Origin of the sequence: Roseimarinus sediminis (genome assembly GCF_050433125.1) — a bacterium.
GTDB classification, from domain to species: domain Bacteria; phylum Bacteroidota; class Bacteroidia; order Bacteroidales; family Prolixibacteraceae; genus Roseimarinus; species Roseimarinus sediminis.
The window spans coordinates 268829-292567 of the sequence record NZ_JBNPXV010000005.1; the positions used below are offsets into that span (position 1 = coordinate 268829).

A 23739-nucleotide genomic window follows, 5' to 3' on the forward strand; every position below is an offset into this window, starting at 1 on the left:
AGCCCAATGCATGAGCAGCGATACCGATTAATCAGCAAAACGAGCCAACTTATTAATCAAGGTTTCTTTTGTAAAAGGTTTGATCAAATAGTCGTTGAATCCGACTTTCGATAACCTTTTCTGGTCTTCGGCAGTTGCATAGGCCGTTTGGGCAATTAAGGGTGTTTCAATTTTTAATTGTTTGATGTAGTTGAGCAACTGATAGCCATTCAACCGAATATCGATTACTATCAAATTGAAATGCGACGCAGCGATTTTATCCACAGCCGATTGATAATCATTTACCCAGATAAGTTTCACTCCGGTGCCGGCGAGATAGGATTTTAATAAAATAAAATTGGACTTTTCTTCTTCAATAATCAGGATCGACTTTCCATGTATGTTGATATTTTCAACAGGATGCATGCCTCGTTTCTCAGCTTGTTGTGATATTCTCACAAGTCCTGGTAATTCAATGTAAAAGGTGGATCCGCTTTCAGGCTCCGATTCAACCCAAATATTACCTCCCAGCATGTTAACGAGGCTCTTTGATATGCTAAGTCCCAGTCCTGTACCTCGATACGTCTTACTTTGGTTTTCTATTTTTGTGAAACGATTGAAAATTGATTCAAGATCATTTTGATGAATGCCAATGCCGCTGTCGCTAACCCAAATAATTACTTTTTTCTCTTCGATGCGATAGCCAATTTCGATGTATCCCTTGCTGGTGAATTTGATCGCATTGTTGAGTAAATTATTCAATACCTGCTTAATGCGCAGCTTGTCGGAGTTAATAATTAAAACAGTTCCCTGAGGTAAGAGATTCGACAGCGACAGACTGACTCCTTTTTCTTCATTCTTTTTTTCAATTTCCTCTTTATATTGAAGAAAAACTTCCTGTATCATTTCACTGAAATCGAAAGGTTCCTTATCAATTTTTAACTGTCCGGCTTCTATTCGTGAAATATCCAACAAATCTTCAACCAGTTTGAGCAGGGCCGATGTATTGGCTTTAATCAGTTCGACATAACGATTTTTTCGTTCGCTGCTATACATGTCGCTGCTAACCAGTGTAGAAAAGCCAGTAATGGCATTGAGTGGTGTTCTGATTTCGTGCGACATGTTTGCCAGGAAAGACGATTTTAAGCGATCGGCTTCTTCTGCTTTTTGCTTGGCAAGTTCCAGATCGCGTGTACGTTCGGCTACTTTCTGCTCCAGTTCGTTGTGATGTTGCTCTATTTGGCGGTTTTGTTGTCTGATTCGACTGTTTTTGTTTAAAAGCTCTTTATAGGCAACTTCGAGCTTTTTTGTGCGCTCGTTAATCAGTCGTTCGAGGGTTGTTTGCCTCCTTTTCATCTGGTAAATTGCCAGAATAACGAAGAAAATGAAGAGAAGAAAAGCCAATACTTTAAACCATAATTGCTGATATGCTGGTGTGAGTACTTTCAGATTGACGCTTACCGGAGGATCTGACCAGCTTCCAAATTCATTGGCTCCGCGAAGTTTGAACTGGTATTTACCGGGTGGGAGATTGGAGTAGGAAACAAAATTCCGGTTTCCAAGCATTTGCCAGTCTTTATCGATGCCACTTAGCATGACAGCGTATTGATGCCGGTATGGATTGTTGTAATCGGTAAGTGTAAATTCAAACGAAATAAGGTTTTCTTTGTATCGGATGTCGATATACTCGGTTTGGTTTAAGTAGCTTTTTATTCTTTGATTATCTATTTTAATCGATGTGATGAGCAATGGTGCAATATTCTTGTTTTTCTTAATTTTCCCGGGAGAAAAAACATTGAAGCCATTGTTGCCACCAAATAGCAAATCACCGGTATTCAATTTAAAACTGGCATTAATTTCCGAGATATTGCTTTGCAGGCCGTAATCGCTGTTGTAGTTGGTGAAAGTATAATTTTGCGTGTCAAAACGGGATATTCCGGAGTGAGTTCCCAGCCACAAATGTCCATCGTTGTCTTCTTCGATGCACAAAATCATATTGCTGGGAAGGCCGTCTTTCATGGTATATTGAAGTGATTGTCCGCTTTTTCTGTCGAGAAGGTTAATTCCCTGCGATTTGGTGCCTATCCATAAACGACCCTGGTGATCTTCGTGAATAGCTCTGGTCATATTGTCGCTGATTTCAAAGGGCTGGTTTTCACCTGAATGTTGCAGATGCCGGTAGTCGCCTGTTTCATATTGATAGGAATGAAGCCCGTTAAATCGTGTTGAAAACCATAAAGTGGCTTTGTGGTCTTCAAAAATCTGCATGATTTCAAGCTGATCGTTCTGAAAAAAATGTACGTTTTCATCGGGTTCATGCCGTATAAGCTTTTGCTTTTCTTCGTCTATTTTGAAAAGTCCGTTGAGTGTTCCTACCCAAATGCTCCCGGTTTTGTCCTCGAACAGTGCGTTAATTTGTCGATTGGAGCAGGTGATAAATTGATCATTGATCATCAGGTTCAAACCCGCTTCGGTTCCTATCCATATTCTGTTTTCAGAGTCCATCAGAATGGCTTGTATCCTGTTTGAACTGAGTGTTTTTGGATTGTTGACCTGGTGTTGATAGTTGGTGATTTCACCAGTCTGCTTGTCAACATGGTACAAACCATCGAGTTTCGATCCAAGCCACATATCACCTGTCTGGTCTTCAAAAAATGAAAGCAGGAAGGTGTACTTCAAAGGCAGAAGAGAAAGGTATTCTTTCGGCCAATGATTAAATACATTCACATTTTCATTGTATTTGAATACGCCTTCAAATTTGGTCCCGATCCAGATCATACCCTGACGGTCCTGATAGATGTAACGGATGTGATCGCTTTTCAAAGGATAGTCAGTTTTGCTTTCCCTGGTAATTCTTTGATAGTCCTGCGTTTCCTTGTCAATTATCAGTAAGCCTCTGGTATAAGTACCCACCCAGATATTACCATGCTGGTCCTTCATTAATGCATTGATGCCCTGATTTTCAAGATGATATTGATCGTGGGGGTGAAAGTACCATCTCTCAAATGTTTCTGTTTTAAGGTTGAAACGGTCAAGCCCCCGGTGTGTAGCCAACCATAAAAAATCACCATCCGGCAAAAGGTCAAGTATGCGCATGTGTATCGGCGCATTGTTTTTATTAACCGCATCGTTCCACATTCGAAATTGACCGGTTACCGGATCAAACTTGATAAGCCCTTCGCTACTTCCAAGCCAGAAAATTCCGTTCGATTGTTCCTCGAAACTAAGAATTGATAAAAGGTTATTGGTCATGGTCGTATCACTCTTCCACAAAAAACGCTTGAAGCCACCATTCTCTGATTCTTTTACAGCAAGTCCGTTTTCAGTGCCAACCCATACATGTCCCCGGGAATCTACAAATAAAGAGCGACATATGTTGCTGGGAATGGATGCCGGATCGGTGTCATCGTTGAAATAACGGGTAAATTTGTTGGTGTGTTTGTTATATGAATTGAGGCCATTGTCGGTGGCAATCCATAATAAACCAGCATGATCTTCAACTACCTTGTTGACAAAATTACTCGATATGGAAGTACTGTCGTTCGACTGATGCTGGTAAAGTTCAAATTTATGTCCATCGTATTGGCACAAACCGATCGATTCAATGCAAATCCACATTATGCCGTGCTTATCCTGTATCTGGTCTCTTAAGTTGATACCGGGTAAACCTTGTTCGTAGCTTATCTGTTTGAAGTTGTAGCTTAATGAAGAAGCAGTCTCATTCGCTGCGCCCAAAAGACACATAAAAAGAGGAAGAAATAAAAGCAGAAACGTATATCTTATGTTAATCACCCTGCATCAATATTATAATGAAACGCCTTGGTTTATTTCGTGTTTTTATAAAGAACAGCAAGCTTGTATTGATTCAACTTTCTGATTTAGTGTTGTATATATTGTTATTAAAAAGCGTTTCAATGAATTTAAACCCGTTTTGTATGAAATAAGAAACTAATATAAATAAAAATGAAAGTAAAAACGGAACTTTTCGAAAACAAGATGCAAAAAATGAACTTGAAATGCAGCATGATTCTTTTGATACAATAATAGTAGGATTTGGAATGGCCGGTGCTACGCTGGCTTTTCATCTTGGGCAGGAAGGCTTGCCTTTTTTAGTAGTCGACAAGCAGCAGATTAATGCTTCAAAAGTTGCAGCAGGCATGTTTAATCCAATGGTATTCCGACGATTGCTAAAAAGCTGGATGGCTGACGAGCTGCTTCAATATGCAGGTGTTTTGTATCCGAGAATAGAGAAATATCTTAATATTCAGTGCTATCACCCGCTCGATTATTACAAGGTGCTGGGCAGTGAAGAGGAGCCTTTTTGGATCAAAAGGGCCGGCCAATCCGATACTCAGCCTTACATTGATGACAATTGCAGCGAAAAGCCCGAAATAAAACTGATTCATCATCCCTACGGTGCTGCAAGGGTTCGCGGTGCCGGCTACCTCGACATTCCTCAATTCATTAATAACTATCGTTTGTTCTTAACGCAGAACGATGCTTTTTTGGCCGGGGACTTCGATTATTCAGCATTGAGTATTGGCAACAATCGTTTGAATTACAAAGGAATCGATGCAAAGCGAATTGTTTTTTGCGAAGGCAGTTTTATGTCGGATAATCCATGGTTCTCTTATCTTCCTTTCAAATCGACAAAGGGAGAAGTACTGACGATTCACTGTCCTGATTTGAACTTGGGGGCAGCCGTAAATAAAAAGATTTTCCTACTTCCCCTGGGAAAGGACCTTTACAGGGTAGGGGCCACCTATAGCTGGGATCAACCCGATTTTGTTCCCAGCGAAGGAGCCCGGCAACAACTACTCGATCAACTCGATAAATTGTTGCCCTTACCGTACACTGTTATCGATCATAGGGCAGGAGTTCGTCCTACCACTAACGACAGGCGTCCGGTTCTGGGACCACATCCCCTGCATCCCAATTTATATATTTTTAATGGTCTGGGAAGCAAAGGGGTGATGCTTGCGCCTTATTTTGCCAGGCAACTTTTCGAATTCATATTTAAGGAAGGACATTTAAATTCAGAAGTCGATATCAAACGTTATGAACGCAAATATTTTCACACCAGATAAAATGCATGCTTTTACTCCGTTTATTGGATACGCAGCTGTTTTATGTATTTTTATGGAAATCAAATAAACCCTATTGTTATGGCAAAGCTGTTTTTTACCTTGTTTTTTGCCGTTGTGCTTTTCAGATTGAGCGCCAATACTGTTACTGGTTGTGTTTTTTACGATGAAAACCATAACGGAGCCTACGATTTGGGTGATGTTGCAATAATGAACGTGCCGGTTTCGAATGGACATGAATTGGTACTTACCGACAGTAATGGATTTTTCTCCATCGAAGTTCAAGCCCGCAGCTTTGTGTTTGTGGTTAAAAACGATGACTTTATTTTTCCTGTCGATGAGAATTATTTACCTCGGTTTTATTATGCACATTTTCCGGAAGGTTCACCATCCGATCTTGAATATCCGGGTTTTAATCTTACGGGAACACTGACCGATACCCTGTGGTTTCCGGTATTGCATGCCCCCAAAAACAATGTGGTGAAGGCCTTGGTGCTTGGCGATCCTCAAATGGCCGATAGTACCCGGCTTTCGTTTTTTCGTCGGGGAATAGTGAACAAACTGGTAATGGAACAGGCTGATTTCTACCTTACATTGGGCGACATTGCCGACGATTACCTGGATATTCTTCCTCGTGAGCGAAAATTGATGGCAAAACTTGCCATTCCTGGTTACCGCGTTGTTGGCAATCATGATTTGAATTATAAAGCTGAAAATAATGAATATGCAGCTGAAAGTTTTCGCGCAGTATATGGCCCCGATAATTTTAGCTTCAATTATCCGGGACAGCATTTCATTTTGCTGAATAATGTGAATTATCACGGCTGGAATTCCGATCAGAAAAGCAGAGGTAGCTATTTTGGTGGATTATCGGAAAAACAGCTTCAGTGGATCAAATCCGATCTGGAACAGGTTGACCCCGAAAGAAACATTGTGATTGTATCACATATTCCTTTTATGGCAAAGTATTGTCGTGAGGGTACAATCGATTCGCTGGTTCAACTGCTTGAAGATTTTGATCAGGTACTGATGTTGTCGGGCCACCTTCATGCCATACAAAATCACCGGATCGAACGAAATAATCACCCCGACATTGAAGGTTTGGTAGCTGGTGCAACTTGTGGTGCATGGTGGACGGGCCCCTACAATGAAAATGGCCTGCCATATGCCACCTGCATGGATGGATCACCTTTGGGCTATTATCGCTTCTCCTTTGCTGTCACGGGGAATAAAAAGGCTTTTGTACCTGTACATTATCCCGAAAATTTTCAGGCACGCCTGAATGTAATACCAATTGAAGGAACAGGCAAATACGATTTGATAGTGAACTGGTTCGATGGTTTTCCAGGTGACAGTTTGTTTCTGAAAGTAGACGAGCAGGAGTTGGTTCCGCTGCACAACTTTAAAGGAGCGTCACCTTTTATCAGACAAACACTTCATCTTCGTTCGAACATCGATGACTGGACTCCGGGAATTGCTGTCAGCGACCATTTGTGGAAAACTGATAAAGCCCTTGAATTAGAAGGGGAGAATACCTTACTTCGCCTGTATACCAGCAGAAACAACGCTTCGTTGATTTCGGTGCAAATTGAAGAAATTCCGGATCTCTAAGGCAAGCAATAAACTTTCCTCCTGCTTTGAAAACAGATTAGATGAGCACAGAGCACTGTTATTGCTTTTCCTTATTCAGCGGATATTCCATTTTATTGGTCGTTAGTATCAATAGGAAATCACTTCCACGACCGCTGGCCCAGGGTGTAAAAGTGTGTTTTTTATCGGTTTTGAAAACGCCTATCATCATGCTTTCACCCGAGCGCGGATTGTACCAGTAGGCCTTGGCCAGACTGTCGTCGAGATAAGACAGATCGGCTTCGATGGCCTGTCCCATGGGTGTATAGATAAGTAGAAACTGTTGCTTGTTTCCTGAAGCTGCAATCATATGATGGTCGAAATCGGGATTGTCGTTGAGAATGACTTCCTGAGCAGGGTGAATGGCCGGCCATCCAAAAGCGCTTAACAGATTTTTCAGGTGTTGCATTTGTGAACTGCCCGGAAGCTGCATGGCCGTGCGCCATCCGGTGCGGGCATTGATAACCGGAGCGTGTTCTATGCTGTACATTTGCCAGATGTCGTTACAACCATAGGTGTATCCGGCTGCTCCGGCCAGCATGCTATGGTAGGCTGCAACCCGTACATCCGAATCGTTTATCCATTCGTGCTCACCGTCTTCCCAAAACCGGTCAGGAATGTTTTCGTACCTGGGTTCTCCGTTAACAACAGGTCGGCTGGGCTTTCGCTGTTTACAGCGTTTTACAAAATCAAAGTCGCGTGCACGGCGGTCGTGGCCACTTTGGAACATATCGAAGTCGAGCCAGGGCTCATTGATAAAGTCAGTAGCTGCCTTGGCTCCTGAAGGATGATAGGAAATTAATGCCTTGTTGTTGCCGTTTTTGAGACCTTTGGCCATGGCTTTGATAATGTCGCTCTGGAGTTTGTTTTCGATAGGGCGGTCGCCACCCAGTATCCAGATGATGTTTGTTTGCCCGGCATAACGTTCAGCGAGCAGGCGGCCAAAAATTGCTGCATTTTCGGGTGTGAAAATTTCAGGACCTGTTCCCCATTTTTTATTGAACTTGTCGCCCCAGGTAGGAAGAAGGGCCAGATACAGACCTTCTTTTTCTGCTTTTTTGACAACATAGTCGACGTGTTTGAAATAGGCTTCATTGAGTTGTGTGGGATCCAGATTGTGCAGGGGGAGATCACCATTGGCATTGGGCGTGCGCAATCCATCCAGTTCAGCAAGAATGACTGTTTGAATGATGTTGAAACCCTTTTCGGCCCTGTCTTCGAGATAGAAATCGCTGTCAGCGCGATTGAGCCGGTGCAATAACTCCCAGGCAGTATCACCAATCCATAAAAAAGGTTCACCCTGGTCGGTTTCGAGATAATTCTTCGACTCGTTAATTCTCAATGCAGGAAGCGAACGACCATGAACAGAAAGAAAGGTACCGATACAGATGAAAATGAATAAAACTCGTTTGTTCATAAAATTTTACTGTTAGCTAAGAAGTCTGGTTAACATTTAACTTTTGAAGCCTTTATTTGGTAAGTGTAGAAAAATTAACGAAAAAAATTACATGGATAAAAACAGCCTTGTTTAATCGAGTAACATGATTTCCACTTTTCTAAACTGAGTAGGATGGCTTTCGGCCTGTAGGGCAATGCTTCCGTTTTTCAGCAGTGGATTTCCGTCGGCCGGAAGCAGTTTTTCATATTGCGGATCATCCGCATCGAGCTGGGGCTGGCTGTATTCCAGAACCACTTCACCATCGATCAGGTGACGTATTATTTCTGCTCCTCTTACTTCTACTTCAACACTAACCCATTGTTCTCCATGGTAGGTTTTGGCCTTCGAGTCGATGCAATGTTGTGTCATTCGTTCGCCATTGAGCAAGATGTGGGTGCCGGGTGTGCAAACATTCATGTTCGAACGTTCGTTAATTCCATCACCACCGAGTAACTGAACTTCGATGGAAACGGGAAAAGCCTGATCAAGTGGTATCGATTTGGCCGCCTGGCAATGAATCATTAAGCCATTGTTGCGTGCAGCCCATTCGGGTCCGCCGGCAATCTGTTCACCAACAAAGCGGTATTCGGCCCTTAGCCGGTAGTGCGAAAAATCGCCTTTATAAATCAAATGACCAAAAACGGGTTCATAGGTATCCCAGTTGTCGTAGCTTACTTTAAGCAGCCCGTCTTCAACACTGAAGGTGTTCTTGTAGTTTTCGCCCAATTCGTGATTGGTAAATTTAATGTCCCAGTTTTTGAGGTCTTTTCCGTTGAAAAGCGGATACCACTCACCGGTACGCGGACCTTTGGGCTGGCAGGCAAAATTTACAAGCAACAATGCTGCAAATACGAAGTTTAGCAGGTAATTCTTCATTTCACTTTTTGTTGGTTAGTGCCACCAAGATAAGCATTTATTTTTACTCTTTTTCGCTTAGTTCCAACCAGCGTAACTCCTTTTCATCCAGGAGATCTTTTAGTAGATTATACCGTTCCGATTTTTCCAGTAACACTTCATGGTCTAGTTCACCTGAACTCATTATGTGTTCCAGTTCAGACTTTTCTTTTTCCAGTTGTTCTATTTCAATACCAAGGGCTTCAAATTCTCTTTTTTCATTAAAACTAAGTTTGTTGATCTTGTTTCTGGCCTTTGGTTTACTGCTTATGGTATCCACTTTCCTGTCGGCTTGTTTTGCTTCCCGTTCAGCTTTTTCCTGTTCATCGAGATAGGAGCGGTAAATTGAATAATTGCCCGGAAAATCTTTGATTTGACCACCATTGTCGAATGCGAATATGTGTTCAACAATTTTATCCATGAAAAAGCGGTCGTGGCTTACAATCAGAACACAGCCATTAAATTGTTGAAGGTAGTCCTCGAGTACATTCAGTGTCATGATGTCGAGATCGTTGGTGGGCTCGTCGAGAATCAGAAAGTTGGGGTTCTGCATCAGTATGGAACAGAGATAAAGGCGTCGTTTTTCACCTCCGCTGAGTTTCTCCACCTTTCCATGTTGCATTTCGTAAGGGAAAAGGAAATGGGTTAACAACTGAGAGGCACTCCACTGCACACTGCCAAGGTCGATATATTCAGCAATATCCTGAATGATGTCGAGTACTTTGGCATCGGGAGCAAACTGTATACCTTCCTGACGATAATAGCCAAATTTTACCGTTTCACCAATGTCAACTGTTCCTTTATCGGGTGACAGCTCGCCGGTAATCAGGTTCAGAAAGGTCGATTTTCCAGTTCCGTTTTGGCCCACAATTCCAATTTTCTCAAAACGGGCAAATTTGTAAGTGAAATTTTTAAGAACCGTTAAGTCACCAAAACTTTTGTTCAGATTTTCAATTTCAATTACCTTTTTCCCCAGACGCGATGCTTTGATGTTCAGTTCAAGCTGGTCTTCGCTGAAGTTTTGGCTGGCTTTGGCCTTCAGGTCGGCAAAGGCATCTACGCGGTATTTGGCCTTGGTGCTGCGGGCTTTTGGCATGCGACGCATCCATTCCTGCTCAGTACGCATCAAATTTCGGGCTTTTTCCACTTCAGCCTTTTGCTGCTCTTGTCTTTCAGCTCTTTTCTCAACAAAATAGGAATAATTGCCCTTGTAGCGATAGAGTGTTTTGTTGTCGAGTTCCAGTATTTCGTTGCATACCCGGTCGAGAAAATAACGGTCGTGGGTAACCATCAAAAGGGTACTTTTCATCCGGCTCAGATAGTCTTCGAGCCATTCAATCATGTCGAGATCAAGATGGTTGGTTGGTTCGTCAAGTATGATCAGGTCGGGCTCGTTAATCAAAACATTCGCAAGTGCCACGCGCTTTCGTTGCCCCCCCGAAAGTGTGCCCACCAGCTGATCAAAATCGAAGATTTTCAGTTGTGAAAGTATCTGTTTGATTTTAACATCAAAGTCCCATGCATTCAAACGGTCCATCAGTTCTGTGGCTTCCTGCAAGTCGTATTTCCCGGGATGGTGAATGGCCTGCTCATAGTTTCGAACGGCCTGAACCACCTCGCTGGTCGACTGATAGATTTCCTCCATGACCGTAAGTTCATCGTTTTGAACAGGATATTGGTCGAGATAGGCCACCGAAATATTGTTGGTGAAAGTAACTGTTCCCTCGTCGGGCAGTTCCTTTCCCATGATGGTGTTGAGCAAGGTGGTCTTTCCGGCTCCGTTTCGGGCGATGAGTGCCACTTTTTGTTCGCGCGCAATAGTGAATTGAATGTCCTCAAATAATACCAGTTCTCCCCAGCGTCGTGTTAGTCCTTCTACTTGCAGGTATGGAATCATAAATCTGAATTTTTGACAAAAATAGAAAAGATTCACCGATCGGTACGGTCGTTGGCTCATTACTTTGAAGAAATACAGGCTTTGCTAATTCAGTTTGACAATTATTGAAACACAGCTAAGCGAAAGACCTTTCTTTTTAAGCTGCGGGCAAAAAAACCTTGAGGATTTCGCCTGAAATCAATATCTTTCAGCACCCTTAACCAAGCCAGCAGATGAAGAAATTTTTGGAATACTTTCGCGATTTTCACCGGTCTTATTTCGATGTAAGGCTTTATGTTTTTACGGCCTTATTCATCGCAGTACTCATTCTGTTCAACTATGCTTTTGATTTTGAAGATTCGTACATCGACAGTTTCTACGGCAAAGCGGTTCGAATGCTCTTTTTTTTCCTTTATCATGCTTTGGCCTATTATGGTGTGTTGATGATCATTCAGTTTTTTGGAAAAGAAAAGTTGCATTTTTCAGTAAGATTCTGGATAAAAAGTCTTGCCGGTTTAATGATTCTTGGCTTTGATCGTGGAGTTTATCCCTTTGTTTCAGATCTATTGCTGAGTGATATACCGCATCAGGTGTATCGTTTCTATTTTAAGGTTTTGTACAATGCTTATGGCTTGCTCACCATTGTTTTGCCTGTAGGATTGTTGATGTTGTTGTTCGATCGACACAGCAGAGAGGGACTTTATGGTTTGCGTTTGAAGAAGGTCGATTTCAAAGCCTATGGTATTTTATTGCTGCTTATGATGCCGGTTTTGCTGCTTGCGACCTGTTTACCCGATTTGCTCGATTATTATCCTACTTATGAGCGGGCAGGAGGGAAAAGCTTTTCTGTGTATTACGATGTGTCGGAATGGATCGCAAAAGTAGTGTATGAATTGGTGTACCTGCTCGACTTTGTGAATACGGAGCTGTTATTTCGAGGTTTGCTGATTATCGGTCTTTCAAAAATGCTGGGTAAAAATGTGGTATTGCCCATGGTGGCAGCCTACGCTGTTCTTCATTTTGGTAAGCCGCTTGGCGAAACAATCAGTTCGGTATTTGGGGGCTATATTCTGGGCATCATTGCCTTGTACAGTCGAAATATTTGGGGCGGAATATTTTTGCATGGCGGGATTGCGCTGTTAATGGAAATATTTGCTGCCTGGCGGAAATAGCTTATGTAAAATGTGTATTTTTATTTCCTGCGGAATCAATTTAAACAAACAAGATATTACTGATCAATATCTAAATATTCTAAAATTTTAATTGTAACAACTTTTTGTTACTTATTGCTTGAGTTGTAACGACATGAATTATATTTGCTTGCAAAATTGAAAAATCAATGAAGAAAGTTGTTTTTATTACAGGTATTTCATCAGGTTTTGGTAAAGAAATTTCAAAACAGCTTGCCGAACGAGGGCATAAGGTTTATGGCACCATTCGCACAAAATGTGAAGTGGCTCCCGGGGTAAATACTGTATTCATTGAGCTGACCGATCCCCAAAGTATTCAGAAGGCAGTTGCATCGGTGATCGAAAAAGAAGGACGAATTGATGTGTTGATCAACAATGCAGGCATGCATTCGGGCGGACCGATTGAAGAAACGCCCATGGAGGTGATCAGGGCCCAGATGGAAACCAATTATTTTGGATGGATCAGTGTAATCAAAAATATTGTACCGATAATGCGGGAACAGAGAGGTGGTACTATTATCAATATCAGTTCGATTGGAGGGCTGACAGGTTTGCCTTTTCAGGGCGTGTATTCGGCAGCCAAATTTGCACTCGAAGGCATGAGTGCTGCCTTAAGACTTGAACTGCGTCCCTTCAATATTAATGTGGTAATGGTGAATCCGGGCGATTTTAAAACACGCAATACTGAAACCCGTATTGTTTCAATTGCAGAAAACAGTGTTTATCAACAACAATTTGAAAAAACACTTGGCATTATTGCCAAAGATGAAACACAGGGGAAGGACCCGGAATTGCTGGGACGTACCATCTGTAAAATTGTAGAAGCAAGGAAACCACGCGATCGCTATCTGGTAGGCGCCTTTATTCAGAAACTGGCTGTTTTTGTAAAGCACATCACTTCCGACCGGTGGTTCTCGTGGATCATAGGAAAATATTACGGAATCAAATAGCTTCTCAGAAGCTGTAATCCTTCCCGCCGATATGGGCAGCTTTCAAGGTGTCGTTAATTCCCCAGGCATACGAACCTGAAACCACTTTCCCCAGTCCCGGGGCCAGAATCACATAATGTTCGTCGTCAACCGCCTCTTCGATGTCGTAGCTGAAACGCATGCATTTTTCTATATTTTGCTCGGATAGCTTAATTGTCTCAACGGCTCCTTCTGTCATCACTTTCCATTGATAATCGTCGCCGGCATTGTAATGCCAGCTTTGTTCCTTTTGAGGCGTCAGTTTATATACGAGGAAGGTGTTGCCGGAACTTTCATCAAAGCGATGCACATCACCAGAAGCATTGATCCGGTAATATTCGGTGTAGCTGTAATGAACGGTATCGGCGTGATAATTGACAATATCCAGTTGAAAATACACCTTGTCGTTTTTGACGACGGTGTCTGTAACAGTAGCAACAGTGTTTTCGTATTCCCAGCTATTCCCGATGGCAAGCGGGAAATATTCATTGTCGGAAGGTTCAAATTCTTCCTGGCTGCATGAAACGATGGCCAACACTACAATCAGTCTCAATAAAGTTCTCATCTGTTTTTAGTATTAATTTGCTTAATGAAGATGAATTACGGACTGAATCGTTGCGCACTGACACAATTATTTTAGTCTATTTATCTTTTTTATTCTATCAATCTTTTATCTTCCAGGCTATTCAATACTGTCACTGACGACGGCTGGTACGTTTAATTCAAATTTAATCCGCGATAAGCGGGTTGATGAAAAGAAAACAAAAAGTGCCAATAAAAAGGCAATCAGCACAAGTGGTTTTGGGCTTGCTTTTTTGATAAGCCGGACAAGCAGTGAAACAAGCGCCAAAAATCCTGACAGACTTAATATAGTCAGCATTTTAATTACCATTTCAATGTGCTTGCTTTCGATGCCCTCGCTGAGCGGAGAGGGAATCATACCGCTCATTAAAACGATCAGAGCACTTATTCCGGACAGGCCCAGGATTCCTTCGGCAATGGCAATGTAGCGTGATTTTTTTTCTATCCATCCAAAGATGTATAGCGATAGTGCGCCAAAAAGCAGGTATTGAGGTACGCTGCGAAGTAAAATTTCAAGTTGATCGATGCTGATCATTGCGTTTAATTTTTTATTTTTTCAAAAGTAGCATATTTCCTTTTTCTTCTTTTTAAAAATCACGTATTTTGGTGAGTTAAATTAAAACTCATAAGTGATGCATAAACTTAAAATTCTTATAATTCTTTTTGCCGGCTTGTGGCTGGCTTCATGTCAACGCGATGCAAAGCCTGGTAAGCCTTATACTGTAGCGTTTTACAATGTTGAAAATTTATTTGACACCATAGATACTCCCGGAAAAATCGATGAAGAATTTCTGCCATCGTCTTACCGTGAATGGAATAGCGAGCGCTATGACAAAAAACTGGATGATCTTTCCCGTGTAATACATGCCATCGACTCGGTAAATTTGCCTGTTATTTTGGGTGTATGTGAAATTGAAAACGGAAGCGTACTCACCGATCTGGCCAAACAATCAAGGTTGGCAAAGGCCAATTATCAGGTAGTGTGGGAGGATGGACCCGATGTTCGGGGGATCGATTGTGCCCTACTTTATAATCCACAGGCCTTTGAATTAGTTGCACACGAGTCTTTGCCGGTTGTCAATCCGCTGGAACCAGGGTTCCTTACCCGCGATATTTTGTACGTAAAGGGCATGCTCGACAAGGAATTATTTCATTTCTTTGTGAATCACTGGCCGTCGAGGCGGGGTGGGGAAGCTGCTTCTGAACCCAATCGGGTACTGGCTGCCCAGGTTTTACGCAATAAAGTTGATGAAATATTTGAAGCAGATTCAATGGCCAACATCATCATTATGGGTGATATGAATGATGAACCCGATAACATGAGTCTTTCGGATGTGCTGATGGCTCTGCCCAACGATGCTGACGTTGAGAACAGACAACTGCTGAATCTGATGTACGACGACATGCTCGATGGGAAAGGATCGTACAATTATCGTGGCGACTGGAACATGATTGATAATATGGTGGTTTCGTGTTCGCTGGTCAATAAGGAAAAAGGACTTTCAACAAGTACAGACGATGGAACAGTTTTTCATCTTCCTTTTATGGAATTTGTAAACGATAAGGGCGAAATGTCGCCCAACCGAACTTATGGCCGTACTTATTATGGTGGTATTAGTGATCACTTTCCAATTTATATGACACTTGAATAACATTGCACGAAGAATGGTTTTGAATTCTGATTGTCTGTAAAGTAAAATACTCAATTGTAACCGTTTCATCCTCCCGGATGAAGCGGTTTTTTGTTTAGAAGATAAACTGGAAAGCAGACTACTGATCAATCGGTTGCTAAGTTGGAATGTTATATGCCAGTGCACCGTCAAGGTTGTTTCGGGGCTTTTTCTAAGTTGAATTGTAAGTGAAATGGATGGAAGTAATCAGATGTCGAATAATTTAATGTAAAAAAAGGGTTGCCTGTTCGGGCAACCCTTTTTACTATCGAATTGAATTTTTATTAAGAATGTTAATTCACTTTTTGTAGTGTAGATCCAAGGTAAGTACCGAAGAAACCTGCAGAAACTCTGGCACCCCAGCTTCCTAATGTGATGGTTCCATTTTCGTCGTAAGTTCCTATAATGATGCTTGTTTCATCATATGTCCATGAACCGTCTGCCTGGTAAAGACTTACGATGTAGCAATCACCATAAGTACCATCGATGTAAATGATCTGTGGAGCGACAGAGATTGTTTTATTTTCAAAATCTACTGTTGCAACAATGGTTTCACCACCAGCCCAAAAGTTCTCAATGTACATTTGATTAGCACTTCCTGCTTTTTCAGAAAGAACAATCGCACCTTCGTATACCGCCTCTACAACACCGTCTAAATCATAATCGGTTTCGGTGTAGGTACCATATAAATAGGTATCCTCAAATTTGGGAGCTTCGGGTGTTGTGAACTCTGTTGCTTCGCTGGTTGCAACTCCATTGAGAGATACCGTATAGGCTTTCACAAAATAAGTAGTTGAACCTGCTAGGCTCAGTGCATTCATAAAAGCATCTCCTTCAGTAACAATTACTGATTCGGCAGAGAGAAAAGACGCATCGGTACTAACAATGAATCCTTTTTCTGAAAAAACATCATCACCATTAGTGGTAATTGTTGCCGAAGCCACAGCTGATTCATAGGTAACGTTGTTTACCGTGAGTGTTAATGTTGGCAATTTACTTGCATCCGCATTCTCATAATCTTCTTTGAGAATATCTTCCTGACAGCCGGTTGCAAAAATTGTTACAACCAGCAAGAGGAACATGGATTTGATTATATTTTTTAGTTTCATATTATGCCTTTTTAAATATTACTTAATCATTTTTGTCATCCATTGTGATCAGATCATTTTCGTTGATTTCTGATACCGGTATTTGATAAATCCACGACCTGGCACCAGCAGCAACCGTTATTTGTGCTCCAGTTCGGTGATTGGTTCCTTCGTAGGAACGATCAATACCAATGTTCCAGCGTTTACGATCGAAGAATTCAAAACCTTCGCCCCACAATTCAATGGCACGCTGAATCATAATATCTTCAATTTCGATGCTTTCTTTTGACCATTCGGGATCACGGTTAGCCATAAGTATTGCGAGAGAAGTCGCTGCTTCGCTTTTCTTATTTTGGTGAACGAGGGCTTCGGCTTCTATGAGTACCATTTCAGCTGCACGCATGTACACATAGTCCATGGTCCAGTTTCCATCGGAACCAAATTTCAGGTTGGCATATGGCAATCGTGATGCAGTAGTTGTTGCAACACTTGCTTGTTCTGCGCTGGGTCCTTCGGGACCACAGAAAAGCGTTTTTCTTTCGTCGGTATCCGAAATTCTGCTATATAATCTGGCGTCAATCAGGCGCGGTGCATAGTTAATACCTGCATAACCCGGAGCAATGTTTGATATGTGTGAGAAGAAAGATGCATAAGTAGTCTGTGTTTCGGTGTTGTGATCAAAACCCCACATCCATTCTCTGTTCTCGATATCCATAAATCCATCGTGCAGGTCGCTGGGCGACATCATATTGTATCCGCTGTATGCGGCCTTTGCAGTGGTGGCTGCTTTTTCCCATTGTTTTGAAAGCAAATAGTAACGTGCCAGCAAGCCTTTGGCTACCGAGGCGTTAAGAAAATATTTTGCCGGACGTGCATAACCTGCATCTAACAGTTCCACACTGTATTCCAGATCGCTTTGTATTTGATTGAAAACATCGGCCACTGTATTTCTGCCAGTCATGGCAGTAACTTCTTCTTCCGACCAGCCATTTTTGACAACTTCAACTTCGGCATAACGTAAGGGTACGCCTGGAGCATCGAGGTTCAGATTGTCATAACTGGTATGTTGATACAGCTGAATGAGATAATAATAAGCCATTCCTCTTAGGGCATAAGCTTGTCCTAAAATACCTTTACTACCGACTGCTTCAGGCTCTTCGTCGAAGAAATTGATAATTTCGTTCGATTTGGCAATTACAGTGTATAGCGTCTTCCAGTTTACAGCTGTACGTCTGTAGTTGTACTCATGATTGTCATGGGCATAATCGTAAGTAAACCAGTGACTTTTGCTTTGAACAATGTATTCTCCCATCATGTCGGTTGAATGCAGGATGGACATAAAGCTGAAGTCATCGTGAGAACCGCCTCCGTTAATATCGAAAGCTACCATGTGGGCAAAAATTCCGTTAAGGTATCCGTTCAGTGCTTCAGGGTCATTAAAGGCCAGTTCTGAAGCAGTTTCCTTGTCGATACCATCAGTGAATTCTGTTTCCAGATAGCTGTCATCACATGATGACAAACTGAACAGAAAAACACTTATCCCTATATATATTAAATTTCTAATTCTCATATTCATAAATTTTTTAGCAATTATAAACTAAGTGATACACCAAATGATACAGCGCGCAAAGCAGAGTAGTTAAATCCGGTTGAACCGGTAAAGCTTTGACGTGTATCCAGTCCTTTACGTGCCGAGATAAAGAATACGTTGTCGGCCACTACATATACTCTTAATTTGCTAAGTTTAACTTTCTTTGCCATCTGTTCAGGGAAGGTATAACCTAAAGTGATATTACGAATGTTGAAATAAGAGGCATCGGTTAACCATCTGTCGGAAGAGGCGCTAATGTCCCGGTCGTCAAGGTAAACACGGGGAACATCGGTATCGGTATTGTTTGCACTCCAGCGTTTGTAGATGTCTTTGTGGAAGTTTCCACCTATTTCACCACCGTTCATTAAGTTCTGATAACCCGAATCCCAAACATAACCTCCAAGCTGGAAGGACGTTTGAACTGAGAAGTCAATACCATAAGCATCGACAGTTGTAGAAAGACCACCGTAGAAGTCCGGAATAGCGCTCTTACCGGTTTCTCTAAGGGTAGCATCTGAAGTTTTATTTACTGTTTCAATAGTTTCGGTTCCATCTTCGGCTTCTGTGTACTTATTATAAAGCGGGAGACCATTTTCAGGGTCAACTCCTACGTATTCATAAGTATAGAAATCATAAATACTTCCGCCTAGTTTTCTCCAGTAACTACCTGCCTGATAGCCTTCGGGGTCTTTTGTTACTGGCAGACGAGTCAGCTCATTTTTGTAATGGGTTCCATTAACAGAAATGTTCCAGTTTACATCGTTTGAGTTAATTACATCGTAACCCAGTTCAAATTCAAAACCAGTATTTTTCATGTCCATTTCGTTACGATAAATCCAGTTTGGATTTCCTAATGAGCTGGCCAAGGGGCTTTGATAAAGCATATCATCAACTTGCTTAATAAAGTAGTCAGCTTCTAAAGTCATTCGATCAAAAAGAGAAGCTTCAATTCCGGCATTAAAGTTCTGGCTTTTTTCCCAGGTCAGATCCGGATTTCCTCTGAATGTAAGATTCATGGCAGGTGCGCCGTCAACCCGGTTAATTTCGTACAGGTCTTTGTAGGCGTACCAGGTACCAATGTTGTCGTTACCCTGAGTACCATAGCTTGCCTTAATTTTCATGTTGTCGATAAACTGAAGGCTGCCCATGAATTCTTCTTCACTGATTCTCCATGATCCGCCAACTGACCAAAAGTTACCCCAACGTACATCGGGATGGAAGCGAGATGACCCGTCGTACCTCAAACTTGCTGACAAGTAATATTTGTCATTGTAGTCGTATTCAACACGGCTAAAGTAGCCTTCCAGTGCATATTCGTTTTTGTACGAAGTAAGGTCCTGGTAAACTGTTGCATTGGCAAACTCAGGGTTATCCGAATTTACAAAATTGGTCATGTGCCCTAAAAGGAACCTGCTTTCGTCATGTTTTGTTTCATGTCCAAACAAAGCAGTTACCGTGTTAGCACCAAATTCTTTTTCATAATTCAACAGCTGGTTGGCATTCAAAGCAGCATAGCGTTGTGTATATTTATAACCACGTCCGCCAACATTGGCTGCGTCGCCACCATTTGGTGTATCGTATTCGGTATTGTTACTGTTGAACAGGTCGTAAGCAACATTCGCGGTGAAAGTAAAATCTTTTAGGAATTTTACTTGGAAGAATCCTCTTGAGCTGAAGTTGTCACTTTTGAATTCATTCAGGTTATCGTTCATAACCGAAACAGGGTTTTGCTCAGAGGCGTATGGCCTTGCATAGGTCGAACCGAAGTCGTAGCGCTTGTTGCCGTCCTTGTCAAGCATTAATTCGCCTGTTGCATGGTCGTACAAATAAACAGGATAAATAGGTGCAATTTGCTGTGAAAACATAAATACGTTGGAATAGGCTGTTAAGTTATCAGCACTCATTGCTGTATTTTGTGTTGTTCCGGCATAGCTCATGTTACCACCCACTTTGAAGAAGTCGGTTATTTCCTGTTCAACCTTGATTCTTGCAGAAATACGGTCAAAATTTGATCCGTCAATGTAACCTTCATCTCCCAGATAACCGATCGACGAATAGTAATTAGAATTATCGGTACCACCGCTAAAATTCAGGTTGTATTCCTGACGTTGTCCTGATTTGAACGGAACGGTTGTCCATTCTTCGGGCCAGAGTTTTTCAGTAGCGTTAGGGTTTAATTGGCCGCTTAACGGATCAATAACCTGATTGTTTGGAATGTCTTTATAAACATTGTATCCCAGGTTACCATCGATAAGGTCACGGCTTGCCATGTAATTTGCTTCGAGCAAGGCAGCACCGTTTCCATCATCATAATAGTTGTTTCTTAATGCTTCCCAGAACATTTCATAATAGTCGCCGGCATCAGTGATAATGTCGTATGTTGGAACTGCTCTGGTATTCCATCCATATTTAGCATCAAATTTGATTTCGTTTTTACCGCTTTTTCCTTTTTTAGTGGTGATAAGAATCACACCGTTCGATCCGCGTGCACCGTACATTGAGTTAGCAGCAGCATCTTTCAATACAGTAAGGGCCTCAATGTCTTGTGAAGCTATTGAGTTAAGTGATCCTTCATAAGGGACACCGTCGACAACAATCAAAGGTTGCTGGCTGGCTGACAAAGAACCCAAACCACGGATACGAATGCTGGCTCCATCGCCCGGTTGGCCCGATCCTGAAGCTATCTGAACCCCTGATACAGTTCCTTCAAGTGATTTGGAAAGGTTGGACGACTGCATCTTTTCAAGTTTCTCACCTTTCACTGTTGTTGCAGCACCGGTAAATGAACTCTTTTTTGTTGTGCCGTATGCAACTACCATTACCTCATCAACGTCGAGGCTCGAAGCATTTAACGCAACGTTAATTACATCGCTGTTGATAGCTACTTCCTTCGTCTCAAGACCAACGAACGAGAACACCAATGTTGTCGCATCAGACGGAACATTCAGTGAATAGTTACCGTCAATATTGGTGACGGTTCCAATGCTTGTGCCTTTAACTACGATAGATACTCCTGGCAGACTCAGCCCGTTCTCAGCAGCTGTTACAAGACCTGTAACAGTTCGGGATTGGGCGCTCACTGCCTGTGATAACACGAACATTGCGATCGTGAGTAATAGCGCAATTTTTTTCATACAAATCATTTTTATGGATTAATAAAAGTCAATTTACTTTACTTATTTTACATGGTTGTTAAAAATAGTTAAATAATTTCATGAACATTTTTGTCTGTTAATATTTTGAAAATAAATGGCAACAAGGCAGATTTACTAATTATGCAGTATTCATGCATGAGTTATTTAGCGTTATTTGAGTTGAACAATCGATTTTCAAAAACGAAAAATAGTTAAAAAATGTTTATCTCCGCCTGTTCTATTTAAAATAATACACACAAAAATGTCACTTTCTTGATGGAAAGTGACATTTATCATGTATGGCGACAATCTATTTTTTTCGGATCTTTAGTTTTTGACCAATCGAAAGCGAGCGACTGCTCGATATGTTGTTGAGTTGTTGAATATCGGAAGCCGATATGCCTGGATACTTCTTTGCAATATCCCATAAATTATCACCAGATTTTACAGTGTAATATTCATAAGATGGATCGAGCGGTACAGGCAAAGTTTTTTCAGCATTTACAACCGGTGCTATACCAGCCTTTTTTTGCTTTTCGGCAAAACTCATCGTATTGATTTTTGCATAGGAGTCGGCTTTGCTTTCGGGAACATACAGCACCAGTTTTTGTCCAACCCGAATCAGATTGCCCCTTAAATTATTCCAGTAGCGAACATCGGATGCTCTTACATCAAACCATTCGGAAATAAATCCAACATTGTCGCCCGATTTGACCGTATAATAAACAGTGGCTTTGCTTTTTACATCTGATGGGACATAATGATAGGCTGTTTGGCTGGGATTTTTAATCTGGTTGTTGGGGAAAAATACTTCCCGTTGATAATTAAAAATGCTTTGTTCCTGATCGATAAAGGCCGAAATGGAATTCCGGGGTAAACGCAAAGGGTAGGGATTATCGGGTGTAGCCGGTACCACATCGCGCCGGTACATGGGATTAATTTCCCGAAGAAGTTCGGTTTCAATATTCATCACCTTGGCTACCTGTTCAAAATGCAGATAATTGCTGACCATAATGGTGTCGGTTACAATATCAAAAGCAGGCTGTCGGGGGGTCAGATTGTGTACTTTATAATAATTCATTACATAAGTGGCAGCAATAAAAGCCGGCACATAGCCACGGGTTTCGCGGGGAAGGCGGTAATAGATGGTCCAGTAATCGCGTTTGCCTCCCGAACGGCGGATGGCGCGGTTCACATTGCCAGGTCCACAGTTGTAGGCTGCTATTACCAAATGCCAGTCTTTGTAAATTTTATAAAGATCGTTCAGATAACGTGCGGCAGCATCGGTTGCTTTTACCGGATCGCGTCGTTCGTCAACAAAAGTTGAAATTTCAAGTCCGTACATCTTTCCTGTTCCGTACATGAACTGCCACAATCCGCTGGCACCGGCTCTTGAGAAGGCGCGGGCATTGAGTGCCGATTCGATAATCGCCATGTATTTCAGTTCGAGTGGCATGTTGTACTTGTCGAGTGTTTCCTCGAACATGGGGAAATAGTAATTGGCCAGTCCCAGCATTACTTCTACCTGATCGCGCCTGCGTTCGGTATAAAGTGTGATGACATTTTTTACCGTTTTATTGAACGACAGATCGATGTGTGAATTTAACATGGCCAGTCGTTCGATGTATACCGAATCGGGGATTGAATTGCCGGGGTACTCCTGGTCGGCATCAATCATTAAGAGGTTGGCAATGGTGTCAGAAATAACCCTGCTATTAATGTCGTAGGCATTTTTGATGTACCAGTTATTGATCAGACTATCCATTTTTTCGGTAAAGATATCATCAAGCACTTCGTCGGGATATTCTTTATAAATCGTTAAATTTCCGGAAGTATCTACCGAGCTGATTCCAATTCTTTGCATCGGACGGGCTTTCTCGATCACATCGTTGATGGCCCGGGCATTTATGCTGAATAATAGGATTAAGGCAGCAAACAGTGACAACATTTTTCTCATACGCTAAGTTCTTCTCCTTTAAAAGTTGTACGACAGACTCGCTCCCAATAGGGGAGCATTGGTGTAGGGGTTATTTCCTACCGGTTCAAAATGTAATGACAGATCTTCTGAAATGTCGAAATCAAGAAAATGGGCATTGACATTGGCATCGAGGATATTTAACAAGTAAAAACCCACCGTGCCGATAATGAGCAAATCGCGTTGACGGTTATAATATTCGAAACGGGTCTGAGCAGTTTGGTTCTCACTGGTATGTGAACCTAACTCATTCACATTGGCAAGAATGGGCAGCTCCTTGTAGGAATCGGTTTCCAGGTTGCCATCGTTCATGTCGATGTAGGCCTGTTTGTAACTGGTGTAATAATTATGGTTCCATTGAATGGCCATTCCCAGTCCAACAAAGCCACCATAAATAATCGGTACTTTCCACCATTGCCGGTTGTATATTTGCCCCAGTCCGGGCAAAACCGCCGAATACATGGTCGCCTTACGCGGGAAATGCACCTTCACATAAGGTGTTTCCTGTGCAACAATGGTGTCTGCTTCGATTATTTCGTTCAACGCAACGCTATCGGCTGTTTGTGCCGAAAGTGTGTTGGTTAACAGAAATAAAAGCACCAAAATTATGCCCGTAGTGGTAATTCTCAAATTAATAGGGT

At 41.9% G+C, this 23739-nt stretch carries 16 protein-coding genes; 5 read left to right on the forward strand and 11 right to left on the reverse strand.

The window, feature by feature from the left end:
* Positions 1-27: 27 nt before the first annotated feature.
* Positions 28-3771 carry a hybrid sensor histidine kinase/response regulator gene (locus tag FHS86_RS08670; protein ID WP_429412609.1) on the reverse strand — a complete coding sequence of 1248 codons (3744 nt, stop codon included), beginning with the start codon at positions 3769-3771 and terminating at the stop codon, positions 28-30.
* A gap of 224 nt (positions 3772-3995) precedes the next feature.
* Between FHS86_RS08670 and FHS86_RS08675 the strand changes: the two genes are divergently transcribed.
* Together FHS86_RS08675 and FHS86_RS08680 are read left to right on the forward strand one after the other, a co-directional pair.
* On the forward strand, positions 3996-5066 hold the full coding sequence (locus FHS86_RS08675; protein WP_429412610.1) for an NAD(P)/FAD-dependent oxidoreductase: 1071 nt from the start codon (positions 3996-3998) through the stop codon (positions 5064-5066).
* Between the two features lie 78 nt (positions 5067-5144).
* Positions 5145-6674 carry a calcineurin-like phosphoesterase C-terminal domain-containing protein gene (locus FHS86_RS08680; RefSeq protein ID WP_429412611.1) on the forward strand — a complete coding sequence of 510 codons (1530 nt, stop codon included), beginning with the start codon at positions 5145-5147 and terminating at the stop codon, positions 6672-6674.
* Between the two features lie 58 nt (positions 6675-6732).
* Here FHS86_RS08680 and FHS86_RS08685 read toward each other — a convergent pair whose 3' ends face one another.
* From FHS86_RS08685 to abc-f, 3 genes are all read right to left on the reverse strand, one after another.
* A complete protein-coding gene (locus FHS86_RS08685) occupies positions 6733-8109 on the reverse strand; it encodes a glycoside hydrolase family 140 protein (RefSeq protein WP_429412612.1) in 1377 nt (458 codons plus the stop codon).
* 111 nt (positions 8110-8220) lie between these two features.
* Complete coding sequence (locus FHS86_RS08690; protein WP_429412613.1) at positions 8221-9006, reverse strand: 3-keto-disaccharide hydrolase; 786 nt, start codon at positions 9004-9006, stop codon at positions 8221-8223.
* A 43-nt stretch (positions 9007-9049) separates the two neighbouring features.
* Positions 9050-10921 carry a ribosomal protection-like ABC-F family protein gene (abc-f, locus tag FHS86_RS08695; RefSeq protein ID WP_429412614.1) on the reverse strand — a complete coding sequence of 624 codons (1872 nt, stop codon included), beginning with the start codon at positions 10919-10921 and terminating at the stop codon, positions 9050-9052.
* A gap of 212 nt (positions 10922-11133) precedes the next feature.
* Here abc-f and FHS86_RS08700 point away from each other — a divergent pair, with 212 nt between their 5' ends.
* Both FHS86_RS08700 and FHS86_RS08705 read left to right on the forward strand, forming a co-directional pair.
* Positions 11134-12072 (forward strand): CPBP family intramembrane glutamic endopeptidase, encoded by a 939-nt coding sequence (locus FHS86_RS08700; RefSeq protein ID WP_429412615.1) that lies wholly within the window; start codon positions 11134-11136, stop codon positions 12070-12072.
* Between the two features lie 167 nt (positions 12073-12239).
* The gene (locus tag FHS86_RS08705; protein WP_429412616.1) at positions 12240-13040 is read left to right on the forward strand and encodes an SDR family oxidoreductase; all 801 of its coding nucleotides are present in this window, start codon (positions 12240-12242) and stop codon (positions 13038-13040) included.
* A 4-nt stretch (positions 13041-13044) separates the two neighbouring features.
* On the opposite strand, the gene FHS86_RS08710 is transcribed toward FHS86_RS08705, so the two are convergent.
* Positions 13045-13623, reverse strand: a complete 579-nt coding sequence (locus tag FHS86_RS08710; RefSeq protein WP_429412617.1) for a hypothetical protein — start codon at positions 13621-13623, stop codon at positions 13045-13047.
* Positions 13624-13740: 117 nt separating this feature from the next.
* Positions 13741-14175 (reverse strand): hypothetical protein, encoded by a 435-nt coding sequence (locus FHS86_RS08715; protein WP_429412618.1) that lies wholly within the window; start codon positions 14173-14175, stop codon positions 13741-13743.
* A 97-nt stretch (positions 14176-14272) separates the two neighbouring features.
* Here FHS86_RS08715 and FHS86_RS08720 point away from each other — a divergent pair, with 97 nt between their 5' ends.
* Positions 14273-15292, forward strand: coding sequence for an endonuclease/exonuclease/phosphatase family protein (locus tag FHS86_RS08720; protein WP_429412619.1), 1020 nt, complete (start codon positions 14273-14275; stop codon positions 15290-15292).
* A gap of 311 nt (positions 15293-15603) precedes the next feature.
* Here the strand turns inward: FHS86_RS08720 and FHS86_RS08725 are convergent, their stop codons facing one another.
* The 5 genes from FHS86_RS08725 to FHS86_RS08745 form a co-directional block, all read right to left on the reverse strand.
* Positions 15604-16419: a hypothetical protein gene (locus tag FHS86_RS08725; RefSeq protein WP_429412620.1), complete on the reverse strand. Its 816-nt coding sequence runs from the start codon at positions 16417-16419 to the stop codon at positions 15604-15606.
* Between the two features lie 22 nt (positions 16420-16441).
* A complete protein-coding gene (locus tag FHS86_RS08730; RefSeq protein ID WP_429412621.1) occupies positions 16442-17968 on the reverse strand; it encodes a RagB/SusD family nutrient uptake outer membrane protein in 1527 nt (508 codons plus the stop codon).
* Between the two features lie 20 nt (positions 17969-17988).
* Positions 17989-21123 carry a SusC/RagA family TonB-linked outer membrane protein gene (locus FHS86_RS08735; RefSeq protein WP_429412622.1) on the reverse strand — a complete coding sequence of 1045 codons (3135 nt, stop codon included), beginning with the start codon at positions 21121-21123 and terminating at the stop codon, positions 17989-17991.
* A gap of 310 nt (positions 21124-21433) precedes the next feature.
* Positions 21434-23080, reverse strand: coding sequence for a lytic transglycosylase domain-containing protein (locus FHS86_RS08740; protein WP_429412623.1), 1647 nt, complete (start codon positions 23078-23080; stop codon positions 21434-21436).
* Positions 23081-23098: 18 nt separating this feature from the next.
* Positions 23099-23728 (reverse strand): DUF5683 domain-containing protein, encoded by a 630-nt coding sequence (locus FHS86_RS08745; RefSeq protein WP_429412624.1) that lies wholly within the window; start codon positions 23726-23728, stop codon positions 23099-23101.
* Positions 23729-23739: the final 11 nt, after the last annotated feature.